The sequence below is a fragment of the Flavobacterium sp. NRK F7 genome (assembly GCF_024054195.1).
Lineage (GTDB): Bacteria > Bacteroidota > Bacteroidia > Flavobacteriales > Flavobacteriaceae > Flavobacterium.
In genome coordinates, this window is record NZ_JAMXLB010000001.1 from 3,084,566 (window position 1) to 3,101,920 (window position 17,355).

The 17,355-nt window shown below is 30.8% G+C and carries 17 protein-coding genes; 8 read left to right on the top strand and 9 right to left on the bottom strand.

The window, feature by feature from the left end; translation table 11 throughout:
* Window positions 1-7: 7 nt before the first annotated feature.
* Complete coding sequence (locus NHF47_RS13915) at window positions 8-1,864, bottom strand: DNA topoisomerase IV subunit B (protein WP_159777716.1); 1,857 nt, start codon at window positions 1,862-1,864, stop codon at window positions 8-10.
* Window positions 1,865-2,134: 270 nt separating this feature from the next.
* On the bottom strand, window positions 2,135-3,007 hold the full coding sequence (locus NHF47_RS13920) for a winged helix-turn-helix domain-containing protein (RefSeq protein WP_252765506.1): 873 nt from the start codon (window positions 3,005-3,007) through the stop codon (window positions 2,135-2,137).
* Window positions 3,008-3,173: 166 nt separating this feature from the next.
* On the opposite strand from NHF47_RS13920, the gene NHF47_RS13925 reads away from it, so the two are divergent.
* Window positions 3,174-3,743: a hypothetical protein gene (locus tag NHF47_RS13925; RefSeq protein WP_252765507.1), complete on the top strand. Its 570-nt coding sequence runs from the start codon at window positions 3,174-3,176 to the stop codon at window positions 3,741-3,743.
* Window positions 3,744-3,759: 16 nt separating this feature from the next.
* Here the strand turns inward: NHF47_RS13925 and NHF47_RS13930 are convergent, their stop codons facing one another.
* The 4 genes from NHF47_RS13930 to ychF form a co-directional block, all read right to left on the bottom strand.
* Window positions 3,760-4,446 (bottom strand): TIGR02117 family protein, encoded by a 687-nt coding sequence (locus NHF47_RS13930; protein WP_252765508.1) that lies wholly within the window; start codon window positions 4,444-4,446, stop codon window positions 3,760-3,762.
* A 201-nt stretch (window positions 4,447-4,647) separates the two neighbouring features.
* Window positions 4,648-5,127, bottom strand: a complete 480-nt coding sequence (locus NHF47_RS13935; protein WP_252765509.1) for a hypothetical protein — start codon at window positions 5,125-5,127, stop codon at window positions 4,648-4,650.
* Window positions 5,128-5,195: 68 nt separating this feature from the next.
* A complete protein-coding gene (locus NHF47_RS13940; RefSeq protein WP_252765510.1) occupies window positions 5,196-5,855 on the bottom strand; it encodes a response regulator transcription factor in 660 nt (219 codons plus the stop codon).
* Between the two features lie 105 nt (window positions 5,856-5,960).
* Window positions 5,961-7,055 (bottom strand): redox-regulated ATPase YchF, encoded by a 1,095-nt coding sequence (gene ychF, locus NHF47_RS13945; protein WP_140998738.1) that lies wholly within the window; start codon window positions 7,053-7,055, stop codon window positions 5,961-5,963.
* Between the two features lie 165 nt (window positions 7,056-7,220).
* Here ychF and NHF47_RS13950 point away from each other — a divergent pair, with 165 nt between their 5' ends.
* Window positions 7,221-9,845 (top strand): TonB-dependent receptor domain-containing protein, encoded by a 2,625-nt coding sequence (locus tag NHF47_RS13950; RefSeq protein ID WP_252765511.1) that lies wholly within the window; start codon window positions 7,221-7,223, stop codon window positions 9,843-9,845.
* Window positions 9,846-10,014: 169 nt separating this feature from the next.
* The gene (locus NHF47_RS13955; RefSeq protein WP_252765512.1) at window positions 10,015-10,554 is read left to right on the top strand and encodes a hypothetical protein; all 540 of its coding nucleotides are present in this window, start codon (window positions 10,015-10,017) and stop codon (window positions 10,552-10,554) included.
* Between the two features lie 54 nt (window positions 10,555-10,608).
* Here NHF47_RS13955 and NHF47_RS13960 read toward each other — a convergent pair whose 3' ends face one another.
* The 3 genes from NHF47_RS13960 to NHF47_RS13970 form a co-directional block, all read right to left on the bottom strand.
* Entirely contained in the window at window positions 10,609-11,790 is a 1,182-nt protein-coding gene (locus NHF47_RS13960) for a hypothetical protein (protein ID WP_252765513.1), read from the bottom strand.
* Window positions 11,791-11,936: 146 nt separating this feature from the next.
* Complete coding sequence (locus NHF47_RS13965) at window positions 11,937-12,389, bottom strand: hypothetical protein (RefSeq protein ID WP_252765514.1); 453 nt, start codon at window positions 12,387-12,389, stop codon at window positions 11,937-11,939.
* Window positions 12,382-12,732, bottom strand: coding sequence for a 4Fe-4S dicluster domain-containing protein (locus NHF47_RS13970; protein WP_252765515.1), 351 nt, complete (start codon window positions 12,730-12,732; stop codon window positions 12,382-12,384). Before NHF47_RS13970 ends, NHF47_RS13965 begins: the two co-directional genes overlap by 8 nt.
* Before the next feature lie 123 nt (window positions 12,733-12,855).
* On the opposite strand from NHF47_RS13970, the gene NHF47_RS13975 reads away from it, so the two are divergent.
* The 5 genes from NHF47_RS13975 (at window position 12,856) to NHF47_RS13995 (ending at window position 17,353) form a co-directional block, all read left to right on the top strand.
* Window positions 12,856-13,914 (top strand): acyl-CoA reductase, encoded by a 1,059-nt coding sequence (locus tag NHF47_RS13975; protein ID WP_252765516.1) that lies wholly within the window; start codon window positions 12,856-12,858, stop codon window positions 13,912-13,914.
* A 142-nt stretch (window positions 13,915-14,056) separates the two neighbouring features.
* On the top strand, window positions 14,057-15,127 hold the full coding sequence (gene serC, locus NHF47_RS13980) for a 3-phosphoserine/phosphohydroxythreonine transaminase (RefSeq protein WP_252765517.1): 1,071 nt from the start codon (window positions 14,057-14,059) through the stop codon (window positions 15,125-15,127).
* Between the two features lie 63 nt (window positions 15,128-15,190).
* Window positions 15,191-16,147, top strand: a complete 957-nt coding sequence (locus NHF47_RS13985; protein ID WP_252765518.1) for a D-2-hydroxyacid dehydrogenase — start codon at window positions 15,191-15,193, stop codon at window positions 16,145-16,147.
* A gap of 41 nt (window positions 16,148-16,188) precedes the next feature.
* Entirely contained in the window at window positions 16,189-16,818 is a 630-nt protein-coding gene (locus NHF47_RS13990) for a DUF937 domain-containing protein (protein ID WP_252765519.1), read from the top strand.
* 106 nt (window positions 16,819-16,924) lie between these two features.
* A complete protein-coding gene (locus NHF47_RS13995; protein WP_252765520.1) occupies window positions 16,925-17,353 on the top strand; it encodes a DUF6146 family protein in 429 nt (142 codons plus the stop codon).
* Window positions 17,354-17,355 lie beyond the last annotated feature (2 nt).

Sequence of the window (17,355 nt, forward strand, 5' to 3'; positions counted from 1 at the left end):
CTGCGAACTATTCCTTTTCAATTACATCCAATTCCACTTTCAAATTATTGATAATAAAATCTTGTCGGTCTGGTGTGTTTTTCCCCATATAAAACTCTAGTAAAGTTTCAATGGAAGTAGCTTTATCCAGCATAACAGGGTCTAAACGAATATCGTCTCCAATAAAATGTTTGAACTCGTCGGGTGAAATTTCTCCCAATCCTTTGAATCGAGTAATTTCTGGTTTTGGTTTTAATTTTTCAATCGCATTAACCCTTTCTTCATCTGTATAACAATAAATGGTCTCTTTTTTGTTTCGCACACGGAATAATGGCGTTTGCAAAATATACAAATGACCGTCTTTTATTAATTCGGGAAAGAATTGTAAAAAGAAGGTGATTAATAACAAGCGAATGTGCATTCCATCGACATCGGCATCGGTTGCAATAACAATATTATTATAACGCAAATCACCCATATCTTCTTCAATGTTTAAAGCAGCTTGCAACAAATTGAATTCTTCGTTTTCGTACACAATTTTTTTGGTCATTCCATACGAATTCAAAGGTTTTCCGCGCAAACTAAAAACCGCTTGTGTATTTACATCTCTCGATTTCGTAATCGATCCAGAAGCCGAATCTCCCTCCGTAATAAAAAGCGTACTTTCTAAACTTCTTGGATTTTTAGCATCGGTTAAATGCACGCGACAATCACGTAGTTTTTTATTATGTAAACTGGCTTTTTTAGCTCTGTCTTTAGCCAACTTACGAATACCCGAAAGTTCTTTTCTTTCGCGTTCTGCTTGTAAAATCTTACGCAACAAAGCGTCTGCCGTTTCCGGATTTTTATGTAAGAAATTATCTAGTTTCGTTTTTACAAAATCATTGACAAACGTACGCACTGTAGGTCCTTTTGGTCCCACATCGGTAGAACCTAGTTTGGTTTTGGTTTGGGATTCGAAAACCGGTTCTTCTACTTTTACAGAAATGGCAGAAACAATGGATTTACGGATATCGGAAGCTTCAAAATTTTTATTGTAAAATTCTTTAATTGTTTTTACAATGGCTTCCCGAAAAGCACCTAAATGCGTTCCTCCTTGAGTGGTATTTTGTCCGTTTACAAACGAATGATATTCTTCTGAATATTGCGATTTACTATGCGTTAAGGCGATTTCAATATCATTGCCTTCCAGATGAATAATTGGATACACCATATCTTCTTCAGCAATGTTTTCGTCTAGCAAATCTTTTAATCCATGCTCCGATACAAATTTCTCCCCATTGTAATAAATCGTTAAACCACGATTTAAATAACAATAATTTTTAAGCATTTTAATGATGTATTCATTACGATACTTATAATTCTTAAAAATAGTCTCATCAGCAACAAATGAAACTTTAGTTCCCTTGCGTTTTGTCGTTTCAACTACTTCTTCTTCCGTTGTTAAATTACCCGCGGAAAATTCTGCTGCTTTTTGTTGATTATCACGTACCGATTCCACTCTAAAGTAGTTGGACAAGGCATTTACCGCTTTGGTACCCACACCATTTAAACCTACCGATTTTTTAAAGGCTTTGGAATCGTATTTACCACCAGTATTCATTTTAGAAACTACGTCTACCACTTTTCCTAGAGGAATACCGCGACCATAATCACGCACGGTCACTAATTTATCTTTTATGGTTACCTCAATGGTTTTCCCAGCACCCATAACAAATTCATCGATACAGTTGTCGATAACTTCTTTGAGTAAGATATAAATTCCGTCGTCTGGAGAAGAACCGTCTCCCAACTTTCCAATGTACATACCAGGACGCATACGGATGTGCTCTTTCCAGTCGAGTGAACGAATATTGTCTTCGGTATATTGATTTTGCTCTAGCATAAACAGATTTTGGATTTTGTGCAATATACTATTTCTCTTTAAAAAATGAAAGTCTGTATTTTATAAGTTATTGACAAAAGGGTTAAGAAATTGTGTGTTTTCTATTTTCAGTTATGACTTAGAGTATTGTAAGCTGTCCCTTTGAATTATAAAAGTAGAAATTTGACAAAAGATAAACGTTCCAAATGTTTTTATAAGTTTAAAGTAATTTAAAATAGAATTAATAAGTAATTAAAAAATCCATTTATTTCTTTTTAAATGCATTTTTATCTAATCTATCTCCAACTTATATCCTACGCCATGAATATTAATTAATTTAATAGAAGTATCCTCTTTTAATTTAATTCGTAGTTTAGAAATATAGGTGTCCAAACTTCTACCAACAAATACACCGTGGTCTTCCCACACTTTTTTAGTTAATTCTTCTCTTTTGATAATTTCATTAGGTTGTGAGGTAAATAAAAGCAACAACTCGCATTCTTTTTTAGAAAGATTTACGGTAAGAGTATCTCTAATTAATTTGTTTTGCTCTGGGTAAAATTTATATTGTCCAATAGCTGTATAGTTTTCAACATCATCAACAGGAACAACTTTAGGTTTGAGCTTGAAATAAAAAAGTACCACAACTCCAAAAACTCCGAAAAAGAAACCATATAGAAGCCAAATACAAAAATCAGAATTACTTTTTTTATCATTTTTTTTTGTAAATCGAACATTTACATGATAACAACCTGTTTTTAATTGTCTTCCACCGCATGGAATAATGCTTTTCTCTATATTATGCTTCATTTGGTAACTATAAGCTACTGCTCTATCTTTACATTGAATTACTTCAACTAAATAATTTTGTGGTAAATTGGCTTTTAAAAAACTATTTTTAATGAAGGTTACCAAACTATCAGGTTGTATCGTTACTTGTTCTTCAAACGACAATTGGTATTCAAAACTATCTAAAGCAACTACTGGTTTTATTACAGATATTGTATCTTGATTACTTAATAATAAGTGATGACCCACATCGCGTAAAGCCACTTTTACCAAAGCAGAAGTATCTTCTTTAGATTCCTTTGTACAAGAAACAAAACTTAGAAGGAATCCTATTACGATTAAAATTTTATAGAAATAAGAGGTATCATTATTCATAATGGGATGCAAATAACATATAATTTTATGAAATTTTACAGCTATTGACACTTTTTTGACACTTTTTTGACATTTTTGGTTCCATAGAATTCTAGTTTTACAGTGTCAATCAATCTAGTATAACTTTAGGTTGATTTATTTTTAATCACTCTTAAAAAAATAAAAAATGAAACCATTATTATCTTGCTGCTGTTTATTATTATTGTTTAGCTGTAAAATAGATCAAACCAAAAAAGAAGTTACTTTAGCAACAGTTCCTAGTAAAGAAATAAAATCTCAAAAAGATTCAATATTTAATTTTGGTCCAAATCAAGCACCCAATCCATATGAAGTAAAATTAGCCATTTATCAAACAAGTAAGGATAGTTATAATTTAGAAATTCAAATGCTACTCTACAACAATGCGTATTACGCTTCTTCCAATAGTAACAAAGATTTCAAGGGTAAATTTACTTTCTTTATTGATGATACTCCTTTCTTTTCATTAAAAAGCAATCTTATTGAAACACCACTTCACGTTAAACAAGTTGATTCAGAATCAAATAGTAATAGCATACCCGATTGGATTCGTGTAAATACGTATTACAAACAACAGTTAGAAATAAAGACTTCAAAAGATTTTATGGTAAGAGGATATATTCAGTTTACTATTGAACCTCGATGCTCTTTAGAAAAAATTCCAGTTATGATTAAATCAGAAAAAGGTATTGTAAAGTTTGAAATCGATAAATGTTAAATAAAAGTACAAAATTTTATTCATAATGATAAAAAATGCCTTTATCTAAAACTGTCCAAAGCGCTGCCTTTTGATTACCCGACTTTAAGGCTTGGTTCGCCCAAGTATTGCAAGTGTAAAACAAACTGTAACTGCCTTTCGCTTCATAAAAAACATCATATTTTCCATACGAATGCGTTCCAATACGTTGTATTTTTTGATCTCCATTTACAGCAAAACTATCTTCTATGTATCCAATTAATAGTTTGTAATCTTCATCTGTAATAACTATTTTTTTACAATTTTCATTCTCTTCTAATTCTTTATAGAACGTGATATGCATTGCAGAAGAACTCATTCCTGTCACTGCTTTTATAGCTGTTGACGTTTTTAAATCGGCCCAAGTGGGCGTGTCTAAATAAAACCCTTTATCTCCCCATCCAAAAGCAATTAAGTTTCTCGTACTATCTTGCGCTTTGGTATCCAAATAGGAAATGGAGGTGGACCAGTTTTTAATACTATTATTTAAAGGTAGAACAATATCTGTATGTACTCCATTAGAAAGTATATAAACAGGAATGTTATTATGAGTTTTTAGAGATTTATTCTTATTCACAGGAATAATTGAAGTAATAAAAATAATCAATGCATACAACAATAGAAAAACTGCTAAACCAAGGATAATTTTTAAAATGGAGCGTATCGCTTTTTTGATTACATTCATTATTCGAATATTTTTTCACAAAACTAAACTAAAAAAACACACTATACTTTAAAAATAATATTTTAAGTGAAGTGTGTTTTAATAGATAATTTATTTTAATTGTTAACCTATAAATATATCCTTCGAATAATAAAAGATTAGCTTTCATACTAAGATTTTAAAAAAAACAATGAAATGACACTTTTATTAAAATTTTCCTCTCTAACTCTTAATTCCAAAGTAAAGTACACAAATTGCGTTGCTACTGTCGACAGTAATGAAACGAAATGGAGATGAGTTAGTATCTTTAGCCCAACGTAAAGGGTTCGTAAATTTCATAAACTGAAATTTCTTGCTTTGATAGCCATTTTTTGTGAGTTGATCTACAGCTTCCAAGAAATGTTCCCTATCAAATTGAACATAAATCATTTTAAGCATTTCTGTTTCTTCACAAAAATAAAATCGCATAAAGTCTGCTTTTTCAACTGAATTATCGGGCTTTACGAAGTTTTTATTGTAGACGCTCTCAAAATTTCCAGCAAACTCATAATTAAAATCTTTCATCAATTCTGCTACATTATAATACGTAATTTCACTAATTATTCCTGTAGCTATTTTTAGTTTTCCATTAAAAGCTTCTTGTGCTTGAAATTGCATTTGAAAACTAAGAAATAAAGTGGTAATAAGTAATTTTTTTCTCATATTGAATCATTTTATAATTAAATGTAAGTTTCAATATTTTTAAAAACAATACCCACAAGTGATGATTTTCATATTAAACGAAAAGCACTAGCATATTTATGAAGTTCTATAGTAGTTTCTGCTTTTAATTTTTCCTTTATTTTTTTTCGATGGGTTTTTGCAGTATTTATAGAAATAAATAAGGTTTTAGCAATTTCATCATTGGTTTTCCCTAATGCTAAAAGTTTTAAAACTTGTTTTTCTCTTTCGCTAATTAAAGAAAATTTATGAAGGCTCTCTTTCAAAAATAAATGTTCTTCCATCAATTTATCCAAACGATTCACTACACTGGTTAATTCACTAACGGGTTGTGCCAATGTCAAAACTAAAGACGGTAATCCGTTTTCTTGAAGTATTATTTTATTAACCGATAAATACCAAACCCAAGGTTCGTTGTTATTTTTTCGTACTTGTTGAAAATAAGTAAGGGTTTGGGAAATATCATTTTTGGCTATAAATTGTAAATAATCCAAATAATTTCTACCTGCTTCCTCTTCGTTAAAATATTTATAATAATAGGTACTCCCTAATTTTTCAAGTTCTTCTAGAGTAATCTCAAAATTATCTAAGCCCTTTTGAGACATATAAACGACCTTTCTAGTAGCCACATCATTGATAATGACAACACCTGGAATAGCATCAGCCACTTTATGAATATCTATTATTAATTGTCTCTGAATAGCATTCATAGTTTTTAAGATAATTTTAACAAATATAAAAAACCGCTGTATCACTACAACGGTTTTACCTATATAATTTCTTAAATTATTTTAAAATCTAAATAAATTTAGACATTATACATTAAATCTAAAATGCATTACATCTCCATCTTTTACAATATATTCCTTTCCTTCCACTCTTAATTTTCCTGCTTCTTTTACTTTCGCTTCTGAACCATAATTGGAATAATCTTCAAAAGAAATAACCTCTGCTCTAATAAATCCTTTTTCAAAATCGGTATGAATAACTCCTGCTGCTTTAGGAGCTGTATCTCCAATTTTTATAGTCCAAGCTCTTACTTCTTTCACTCCAGCCGTAAAATAGGTTTGTAAGTTTAACAATTTATAAGCGGCACGAATTAAAACTGCAGAACCTGGTTCAGATAATCCCATGTCTTGTAAAAACATTTGACGTTCTTCATAACTTTCTAATTCAGTAATATCGGCTTCTGCACCTACAGAAAGAACAATCACCTCTGCATTTTCGTCTTTTACTAACTCTTTTACTTGTTCAACATATTTATTTCCTGAAACGGCTGATGCTTCATCCACATTACACACATATAAAACAGGCTTTAAAGTAATCAACTGAAATTCTTCCATTAATTCCGCTTCATCTTGATTTTGAGCCACAACGGTACGAGCCGATTTACCTTGCAATAAGGTTTCTCTGATACGATCCAATAAGGCTTTTTCTGCCTGAGCTTCTTTATTTCCAGTTTTAGCAGCACGATTGGTTTTTTCTAATCTTTTTTCAACTGTCTCAAGATCTTTCAATTGCAATTCAATGTCTATTGTTTCTTTATCACGAATCGGATTTACATTTCCATCAACATGTACAATATTATCATTATCGAAACAACGCAATACATGAATAATCGCATTACATTCTCTAATATTTCCGAGAAATTGATTTCCTAACCCTTCACCTTTACTTGCTCCTTTTACTAATCCTGCAATATCTACAATATCAACAGTTGCCATTTGCACCCGTTCTGGTTTCACCAATTCTTCCAAACGAACAATTCTTGGATCAGGCACATTTACAACACCAATGTTAGGTTCAATTGTACAAAATGGGAAGTTAGCACTTTGTGCTTTAGCATTTGATAAACAATTAAATAGTGTTGATTTTCCAACGTTAGGTAAGCCTACAATTCCTGCTTTCATAGTATATTTTTTATAACTAATTCATTTTAAAGTTTGCAAATATACTTTAAAAGTTATAAAGTCTCAAAGTTGCGCTTATTTTAATAATTTATTATTTCAATTACAAAAAAGAATTCCGTTTTTTTTAAACTATATTTACACTTACAAACAAATAAACAGATTTTTATGAAAAAACTAACATTATTATTAATGTTTACAGGATTTCAATTGCTCTTTTCTCAGAAAGAAATCTCTGGAACTGTAACTGACGAATTTGGTGAGCCTATTATTGGGGTAAACGTTATTGAAAAAAACACTTCAAATGGTGTGGTAACTGATTTTAGTGGTAAATATAACATTACCGTAAACGAAGGTGCATTATTAGTTTTTAGCTACATCGGATTTAAAACAACTGAAAAAACTACCGAAACTAGTATTATTGATGTTATTTTAATGGAAGGACAGCAATTACAAGAAGTTCAAATTGTAGGTTCAAGAAGCCCTAAAAGAACCGTCACCGAATCGGCTGTAGCTATCGATGTTATTGATGTAAAAGACGTAACTACCCAAAGTGGTAAAATTGAAATTAACCAATTACTACAATATGTAGCCCCTTCCTTTAATGCAAACAAACAATCGGGTTCAGATGGTGCTGATCACGTAGACCCTGCTTCTTTAAGAGGATTAGGACCTGATCAAACGTTAGTATTAATCAACGGAAAAAGAAGGCATCAATCCTCATTAATTAATCTCTTTGGAACTCGTGGAAGAGGAAACACTGGAACTGATTTAAATGCCATACCTGCAAACGCAATTAAGCGAATCGAAATCCTGAGAGATGGTGCTTCTGCGCAATACGGCTCTGATGCCATTGCTGGAGTAATTAATATTGTATTAAAAGACAATACAGAAGGGGTTTCTGGGAATATTACCTATGGCGCTTACAATACCAATGCAAAAGGAGATTTTTTACCTGGCACACCTAATACCGAAGGATATCGTTTGGATGAAAATGGTAACGGAAATTCTTTTGGAAAAGACAAAAAATTAGATGGCGAATCTTTAAAAGTAGCTACTAATTATGGAGTAAAACTCGGTGAAAAAGGTTTTGCAAATTTTACTTTAGAATATTTAGATAAAAATAAAACCTTACGCCCTGGATATGATTTTAGAAAAGGTTTTGGTGAAGCTGAAATTAATGGTTTTAATTTTTTTGGAAACATCGCTACCCAACTGTCAGATCGCACCGAACTATATGTCTTTGGAGGTAGGAATTATAGAAATACCGACGCCTATGCTTTTACTAGAAATGATGGTGAAAGAGTGGTAGAAAACATTTATCCTGGAGGATTTACACCAAGAATTACTTCAGTAATTTTTGATACTTCAATTGCAGCAGGAATAAAGACCAAAACCAATAATGGCTGGAATATCGATATCAGTAATACTTTTGGTAAAAACCTTTTTCATTATACTATAAAAGGAACCTTAAATGCTTCTTTAGAAGAAGCTTCTCCTACAGAGTTCGATGCAGGAGGACATAGTTTAAGCCAAAACACTTTAAATTTTGACTTTTCAAAAAATTACGAAACAATCTTAGAAGGATTAAACTTCGCTTTTGGAGCGGAATACCGTACAGAACAATTTAGCATTTTTGCTGGAGAAGAAGGCTCTTATGCAACTTATGATGTGAACGGACAAGTGGTAACAGACCCTGCTAACCAAACTATTCCAGTGGATCCTATTTCAGGAAATCCAAGACCGGGTGGTTCACAAGGTTTTCCAGGCTACAGTTTAGCCAATGAATTAGTTAAAGACAGAAGTAACATTTCTTTATATGTTGATTCGGAACTAGATGTAACACAGTCATTTTTAGTAAGTGGTGCCTTACGTTTTGAAAACTATAGTGATTTTGGGTCCACTATAAATGGTAAAATAGCTTCTCGATTGAAACTTACCGATAAAATTAATCTAAGAGGTTCTGTAAGTTCAGGATTTAGAGCCCCTTCTTTAGCTCAAATTTATTATAATTTAAGGTTTACCAATTTTAATTCCTCTGGTGCGACAGAAGTATTGTTATCCCCAAATAATAGTCCGGTTACCAGAGCTTTTGGAATTGAAAAATTAAACCAAGAGAAAGCCATAAATAGCTCTTTAGGAGTAACGGCAAATTTTGGCGATTTCACCACTACTATTGACGGTTACCTAATAGATGTAAAAGACCGTATCATTTTAACTGGTTATTTTGATGCCTCAGCTTTAAATATTGGCGTTTCTGAAGCACAGTTTTTTGCGAATGGAGTAGACACAAAAACATTGGGCTTGGATTTAGTTATTGCTTGGAAAAAAAACATTGGAAATGCTTTGTATACCGCAACTTTAGTGGGTAATATAAATGACATGAAAATTGATCGTGTAAACAATGGCACTTTAGATGAAGAAACTTTTTTTGGTAAGAGAGAAAAAGCATTTCTACTAGCTTCTGCCCCTTCCAACAAGTTTGCATTAAATCTTACGTATAAAAAGAATAAGTTTGACAGCGGACTCGCTTTTACTCGTTTTAGCAAAGTAGTTTTAGTAGATTACTCCAATGAAGATGATGTATATGATGCAAAAATTGTTACAGATGTTACATTAGGATATCAATTTACTAAAAACCTAAAACTATCTATTGGTAGCAATAATTTATTAAACGTGTATCCAGATAAGCAAGATGAAATTGGAGACACGGAAGCTGGAGGATACTGGGATTCTGTACAAATGGGTTTTAGTGGCGCCTATTATTATGCAAGATTAGGTTTCGATTTTTAAAAACTTTCCCATAACTATTTAAAAGGTTACTTCTATGAAGTAACCTTTTTTATTACAGGTAAGAAAGATAGTACCAATCTAATAATTATATAAAAAGCCCAAAAAATGATGTAACACATATAGCATGAGTTCATAGTAGCTTTGTACCATAACATTAAAAAATGAAATCATGAAAAATCTATTTTTAACATCGGTATTTTTAGTAGCCACTTTATCGATATCGGCTCAAAATAAAAACGTGCAAAAGGAAACTGAAACAGTAGTAACGACTGTAAAAGATTCGAAAGGAGAAAAGAAAATTGTAAAAACTGTTGAAACAAAAGAAGTTCAAAATGTAGAACTTGAAATGTCAGAACAAAAAGGAATTAACATTCCAATGAAAGAGGAAGCCAAAGTAGATGTTACCAAAACTACTAAAGTAAAAGTTGACGGAGAAACAAAATATGTAGATGTAGATCGTTCTGCATACTACAATAGTGAAAATGGAAAAAAATATCAAATTATTCAAAAAGGTAATGGATATACTATGTTAAACCCATCCAATACTGAAGCTGGAGTTTTAAGAAAAACTTCTAACAACAATTATATTTACAGAAGCGATGACAAAGTATCTTTTGGTTATTTTGATGCAGATGGTAATCTAATTTTAGAAACTTTTGATTACAAAAATGATAAAATTACAATGGAAAAATTTGTAGTTCAAAGATAAAATTTAATCCATAATACATAGAATAAAAAAAGCGAATCGTTTGATTCGCTTTTTTTATTGTGTTTCTTCGTATGCCCCAGTTAAACTATCAATAAAGTCTTGTTCTTCTTGCGTTAAAACCAAACCAGAGTCTATATTCCAAAAATCAGTAAGAATAGTATTAGAACGGTTTAACAAGGTTTTATCTTTAAAGACTTCTTTTGCGTCATAAGTGAACAATCGTTTAGTAAATTTATTGGTTACAAAATAATTTCTCACTTCTGTTTTTATCATTTCTTTATCTTGTTTCGCTAAAAAACCAATTTCTTCTTTAGCATATACTAAATAATACTCTTCATTTCCTTTTACCCTGTAAGTCATTTTAAAAGCAGACTTGTAAACATTTTTTTTACCAGAAATACTATAATCAGCATGCTCTTCTGCTCTTTCTGGTTCTATAAAATTATCGATTTCAATAATGATTCTTTTGGTATGGTCATATAAAATAGTATAATGAAACAAATATCCTTTTGCTTCTTCTAAAGGTTTTATAATTAACTGATAATAATTTTCATTTTCAGGATATGATTTAATTTGAAAATCATACAATTTCTTTACTTTGTTATCCAAAACCTCATCAAGATATTTAAATTTGTAATAATTCTCCATTAAATTATTCAAATTATACCCATAAATATCTTTATCTGTCTTTTCATTAAGAATTCCCAAAACTCTATTTTGTTCCACTAAAATATCCGTTTTAATAGAAGACTTATCTTTTAAAATTTGAAAATTAACCAATCCATCGTTATATAAAATATTAGCATCGTTCTTCTTAAAAAATTCTCTAATATAAACTCTCAAATTAGATGGAACCGATAATTTCTCTTTCGAATTATCTACAATTTTCTTTAAAATATCTTGGGGATGGTCTTTAGTTAAAATAATTTCAGGTAATTTATTTACCGTATTCTCTAAATAAATAACATTCTCTTCCTCATTAAGCGTTATAGACTTTACGATAAATTTTTTATAGGAGGAATGACTAACTTCTAAATAAGAAGGACGTTTTAATAAAATTTTCACCATTCCATCTGCATTCGAAATAAAACTTTCCTTAGTACGAAGAATGGTAAGCGTAACTTCATCTACTGGAAGTTGACTCTCAATATCTCTAAATACAATGGTGATTTCTTTCTCTTGAGAAAAAGATTTTAGACAGCATATAATCAAAAAAAGAAAATAAATTCTTCTCATCGGCAATAACAATTTTAACAAAAATAGGAATATTTAAATAAAAGCAAGCTTTTTAAATCTAAAAACAACATTTTCTGCTTTTTAGTATACAGCAATTAAACTTTGAATTCAAATTAATTTTTAAAGTTACTATACAAAATATTTTATCAAACATCATTTAAAAAAACCTTTATAGTTCCTGTCATAATTAATAACAGTAACCCAATTAGTATTAAATCAGGTATTTGTATCCAATAATAAAACAATTTATTTATTTTCACTTTATAACAATTATTGGTATCCACAAACAAATCAACCTTATCTCCTGCATCTAAGGAATTAAACACAATTTCTCCTCCTTCACTAAATTCCATTTTTTTATCTCCACAATAAAACGCTATAACAGGTAAATATTTATCAACATATTTACATCCTCCGCTTCTTGAACATTCTTTTACTGTTACTTTTTCTATAGCTATAACTTTACCTTGAATTAAATCGAAATCTTTTATTTCTATATATTTATATAAGAAAAAAATAAAAAAGACTAAAAAATAACCTATTAGGAATTTTCTTTTAAAAAAGAAAAACTCCTCATAAGAGGAGCTTCTTTTATTCATTATGTAGAAAAGATTGCCTATTTAACAAGGTTTCTTCCGATTCTACGTAGTCTTCATCAGGCACACAGCAATCTACTGGACATACTGCCGCACACTGGGGTTCTTCATGAAACCCTTTACATTCGGTACATTTACTTGGAACAATATAATATACATCATCTGATAATGGAGTCTGAGCAGCATCCGCATCTACTTCGGTTCCGTCTGGTAAAACAATTTTACCTGATAATTTAGTACCATCTTTATATCTCCAATCGTCTGCACCTTCATATATAGCTGTATTTGGGCATTCTGGTTCGCATGCTCCACAATTGATACACTCGTCTGTTATTTTTATTGCCATATTTTTAAAACTTAAAAGTTAGTTATTTGCGGTAGAAGTTTTTATAAATCTAAGCAAATAGTCTAACTAAATCATTATTTTTGTGCAAAAATACAACGTAAACCCCTTAAAAGCAAAAAACAAATGTTACAAAATGAAATAAAAGAATGTTTTATTGAATTAGGTCAGTTTTTAGAACAATTTTCAACTGAAAATTATACCAAAAAGGACACTATAAAAAACAACTCTTTATTTTATAACCAAATGGTAGATTTAATTGATTTATCGCAATCCCATAATGGTTGGTTTACCAAAGAAAATGTTTGTTTTTCATTAGCATCATGGGCTAAAGCTTTAACCAAAGAAAATATTGAAAAATGGCTATCTTCTTATGATTTCAAGAATGATGATGAGAAAAATGTTGGACTCATTTTAGCCGGAAACATTCCTTTAGTAGGTTTTCATGATTTTCTGAGCGTATTGATTACAGGACATAAAGCCTTAATTAAGACTTCTTCCAATGATCAGCATTTAATTCAATTTTTGTCGAAATATTTAATAAGCCTAGACCAGAGATTTCAAGATAAAATTACTTTTGTAGAAGGTAAACTAGAAAATTTTGATGCAGTAATTGCAACAGGAAGTAATAATACGGCACGTTATTTTGAATACTATTTTCAAAATAAACCAAGTATCATTAGAAAGAACAGAAATTCGGTTGCCATTTTAACTGGTGAAGAAACCCAAGATGATTTAATCCATTTAGGAGAAGATATTTTTAGATATTTTGGTTTAGGTTGTAGAAATGTTTCTAAAATTTTCATTCCTAAAGAATACAATTTTGATACTTTTTTCAATGCTATGTTTAGCTATCAAGAAATCATTCGATATGAAAAATATGCTAATAATTACGATTACAATAAAGCTGTTTATTTAATGAGTAATTACAAATTATTAGACAATGGTTTTTTAACTTTAAAAGAAGATGAAAATTATGCCTCTCCAATTTCCTCAGTTTTTTATGAGTATTACGATAGCTTCAATACGGTGATTGAAAAACTACAAAATGAAGAAGATAAAATACAATGCATCGTGAGTAAAAACCAAATTTTAAAAAGTATCTCTTTTGGTCAAACTCAAAAACCAAATCTTTGGGATTACGCCGATAACATTGACACTATTGCATTTTTACTATCAATATAATATATTTACTACAACGTTATTGTTAATAACATTGCATAATTAATATTAAAAAGAAATGCTATTATAAAGTGTATTTCCGAAATTTGTTACCTCTATAAAACACAACTATTTTCAAATCTATTTTGAAATAAAATTATTACCAATGAAAAAACACAATTACAGTGCAGGTCCTTGCATTCTTCCTCAAGAAGTATTTGAAGAAGCTTCAAAATCAATTTTAAATTTTAACGAAAGTGGATTATCTATCTTAGAAATTTCACATAGAAGTAAAGATTTCGTTGCTGTAATGGAAGAAGCAAGAGCTTTAGTATTAGAATTAATGAATTTAGAAGGCAAAGGATATCAGGCCTTATTTTTACAAGGAGGCGCAAGCTTAGAATTCTTAATGATTCCTTACAACCTAATGAAAATAAATGGTAAAGCCGCTTATTTAGACACTGGTACTTGGGCAAGCGGAGCTATTAAAGAAGCCAAAGCGTTTGGTGAAACAGTAGTAGTTGCCACTTCTAAAGATGCTAATTACAATTACATTCCAAAAGATTATAGTATTCCAACAGATGCTGATTATTTCCATTGTACTTCAAACAATACGATTTTTGGAACTCAAATGAAATCTTTTCCTACCACAAATATTCCAATGGTATGTGATATGAGCTCTGATATCTTTTCAAGATCCATTGATTTTTCAAAATTTGACTTAATTTATGCAGGTGCTCAAAAAAATATGGGTCCGGCTGGAACAACTTTAGTGGTTGTTAAAGAAGAAATTCTTGGAAAAACAGGAAGAGCTATTCCAAATATTTTAAACTACGAACAACATATCGCTAAAGAAAGCATGTACAATACTCCAGCGGTGTTTGCCGTTTACACCTCATTATTAACTTTAAAATGGTTAAAAAAATCAGGAGGCATAAGTGCTATTGAGAAAATAAATGATGCGAAAGCAAATTTATTATATACTGAAATTGATCGAAATCCGCTGTTTAAAGGAACAGTTGTAAAAGAAGATCGAAGCCATATGAATGCCACCTTTTTATTGGAAAATCAAAACCATCAAGAACTTTTCGATAGTATGTGGAAAAAAGCAGGTATTTCTGGAATTAATGGACATCGCTCAGTAGGCGGATACAGAGCTTCTATGTACAATGCTTTACCTTTAGATAGCGTACAAGTATTGGTAGACGTTATGAAAGAATTAGAAAAAAACAGTTAACAAATTACAAATCCGATTTTTAATTTCATTTAAAAAATCAAAATTATAAAAAGAATAAAAACCATGAAAGTATTAGCGAATGACGGTATTTCAAAAGCAGGAATTAAAGTTTTAGAAAAAGCAGGATTTGAAGTCATTACCACAAAAGTAGCGCAAGAACAAGTAGCAACCTTTATCAACACACACGATGTTAAAGTAATTTTAGTTCGTAGTGCAACCAAAGTTAGACAAGATATCATTGATTCGTGTCCAGGTTTAAAAATTATTGGACGTGGTGGTGTTGGAATGGACAATATTGATGTCGATTATGCAAGAAAACAAGGAATTCATGTCATTAACACACCTGCATCTTCAAGTGAAAGCGTAGCCGAACTAGTGTTTGCACATTTATTTACAGGTGTACGATTTCTTCATGATTCTAATCGAAATATGCCTTTGGAAGGAGACACTAATTTTAATGGTTTGAAAAAAGCCTATGCAAATGGTATTGAATTAAAAGGAAAAACGCTAGGAATAATTGGTTTTGGAAGAATTGGTCAAGCAGTTGCAAAAATGGCTTTAGGTTTAGGCATGAAAGTAATTGCATCTGATAAATATGTAGGGGAAGCTGTAATTCGTGTTGATTTCTATAACGGGCAGTTTATAAATGTCGACATTAAAACAGAACCTATGGAAGAATTATTAAAGCATTCTGACTTCATTACTCTACATGTTCCTGCTCAAGAAGGTTATGTAATTGGTCGTGAGGAATTAAAACTCATGAAAGAAGATGTGGGTATCGTAAATGCCGCTCGTGGTGGAGTTATTGACGAGGTAGCTCTAGTAGAAGCATTAGATGAAGAAAAAGTCTTATTTGCAGGATTAGATGTTTTTGAAGACGAACCTACTCCAGCAATGAAAGTATTGATGCATCCAAAAATTTCTCTAACACCACATATCGGAGCGGCTACAATGGAAGCACAGGATCGAATTGGAACTGAATTAGCAGAACAAATTATCAGCTTATTGAAAAACAATTAAAAAAATCACTAACTTTAACATCCAACTCAAATAACAATAACATGTCTGGAATTTTAGATTTATTAAACAGCGATTTAGGAAAACAAATAGTAAGTAACGTTAGTGAAAAAACTGGAATAAATCCTTCTCAAGCGAGCGATGTAGTTTCTTCTAGTTTACCTGCTCTATTAGGAGCTATGCAAGGAAATTTGCTTTCTGGAAACGGTGCAGAAGGCTTAATAAATGCAGTAACAAGTGGAAAACATGATGGGAGCATTTTAGAAAACTTAGGAGGTTTTATTAATGGTGGTGATTTCACTGACGGTTCTAAAATTTTAGGTCACTTATTAGGAGACAAATTAGGTGCAGTTGAAACAGGCATTAGTGAAAAAACAGGTGTTTCTAGCAGTATTATCTCCAAAATATTACCCATGTTAGCTCCAATTATTATGGGCTATTTAGGAAAACAAACTAAAAACAAAGGCGTTTCTGACGGTGAAGGTTTAGGAGGTATTTTAGGAAGTTTATTAGGAGGTAGCACAGATGGTAGCTCACTTGGAGGTAGTTTATTAAATTCGGTATTAGATCAAAATAACGATGGAAAAGTAGATGTTAACGATGCCATTTCAGCCGTTACTAAGAAAAAAGGTGGCTTAGGTGGTTTGTTAGGAAGTTTATTTGGTAAAAAATAACAAATGAATATTTCAAATATGTTAAAAGCATCGACTATGTCGGTGCTTTTTTTTATCTTTATAACAGAATAAAGAATAGATTATTTTTATTTAATAGGTATTTATTTTGAAACAATATTTTATCATAGTAGTTAGTATTATAGGAATTGCAATGGCTTGTGATACTACTAAAAATATTGCGTCAACTGATAAACCAAAATTAGAAAGTGATACGATTCATATTGCAAATGATAAGATTGAATATGAAGTTACTATTATTGATGCTGGATTTCAGTCTTGGTTTAATACCAATGCAAGACCTAGAAATTTTTATTCTCAAAGTTATTTAGAATCTAGAAATAGAGTTTGGGTTTTAGAATGGAATCGCAGGGCTATGAACCCCTATCAATTCAATCCCAATTTATATGAATTACAAATTAATTACGATAGCAACATCGATTATGGATATGAAGTAAATTATATGATTTACAACTACCTTGTCTATTTTCAATTAAAAAACAAGCAACGACTTGGAATGTTTATGCCACGAATTTAACA

Excerpts from the sequence above, each read along its gene's own strand:
- NHF47_RS13915 (WP_159777716.1), bottom strand. The coding sequence starts at position 1,864 with ATGCTAGAGCAAAATCAATATACCGAAGACAATATTCGTTCACTCGAC.
- NHF47_RS13920 (WP_252765506.1), bottom strand. The coding sequence starts at position 3,007 with ATGAATAATGATACCTCTTATTTCTATAAAATTTTAATCGTAATAGGA.
- NHF47_RS13925 (WP_252765507.1), top strand. The coding sequence starts at position 3,174 with ATGAAACCATTATTATCTTGCTGCTGTTTATTATTATTGTTTAGCTGT.
- NHF47_RS13930 (WP_252765508.1), bottom strand. The coding sequence starts at position 4,446 with ATGAATGTAATCAAAAAAGCGATACGCTCCATTTTAAAAATTATCCTT.
- NHF47_RS13935 (WP_252765509.1), bottom strand. The coding sequence starts at position 5,127 with ATGAGAAAAAAATTACTTATTACCACTTTATTTCTTAGTTTTCAAATG.
- NHF47_RS13940 (WP_252765510.1), bottom strand. The coding sequence starts at position 5,855 with ATGAATGCTATTCAGAGACAATTAATAATAGATATTCATAAAGTGGCT.
- ychF (WP_140998738.1), bottom strand. The coding sequence starts at position 7,055 with ATGAAAGCAGGAATTGTAGGCTTACCTAACGTTGGAAAATCAACACTA.
- NHF47_RS13950 (WP_252765511.1), top strand. The coding sequence starts at position 7,221 with ATGAAAAAACTAACATTATTATTAATGTTTACAGGATTTCAATTGCTC.
- NHF47_RS13955 (WP_252765512.1), top strand. The coding sequence starts at position 10,015 with ATGAAAAATCTATTTTTAACATCGGTATTTTTAGTAGCCACTTTATCG.
- NHF47_RS13960 (WP_252765513.1), bottom strand. The coding sequence starts at position 11,790 with ATGAGAAGAATTTATTTTCTTTTTTTGATTATATGCTGTCTAAAATCT.
- NHF47_RS13965 (WP_252765514.1), bottom strand. The coding sequence starts at position 12,389 with ATGAATAAAAGAAGCTCCTCTTATGAGGAGTTTTTCTTTTTTAAAAGA.
- NHF47_RS13970 (WP_252765515.1), bottom strand. The coding sequence starts at position 12,732 with ATGGCAATAAAAATAACAGACGAGTGTATCAATTGTGGAGCATGCGAA.
- NHF47_RS13975 (WP_252765516.1), top strand. The coding sequence starts at position 12,856 with ATGTTACAAAATGAAATAAAAGAATGTTTTATTGAATTAGGTCAGTTT.
- serC (WP_252765517.1), top strand. The coding sequence starts at position 14,057 with ATGAAAAAACACAATTACAGTGCAGGTCCTTGCATTCTTCCTCAAGAA.
- NHF47_RS13985 (WP_252765518.1), top strand. The coding sequence starts at position 15,191 with ATGAAAGTATTAGCGAATGACGGTATTTCAAAAGCAGGAATTAAAGTT.
- NHF47_RS13990 (WP_252765519.1), top strand. The coding sequence starts at position 16,189 with ATGTCTGGAATTTTAGATTTATTAAACAGCGATTTAGGAAAACAAATA.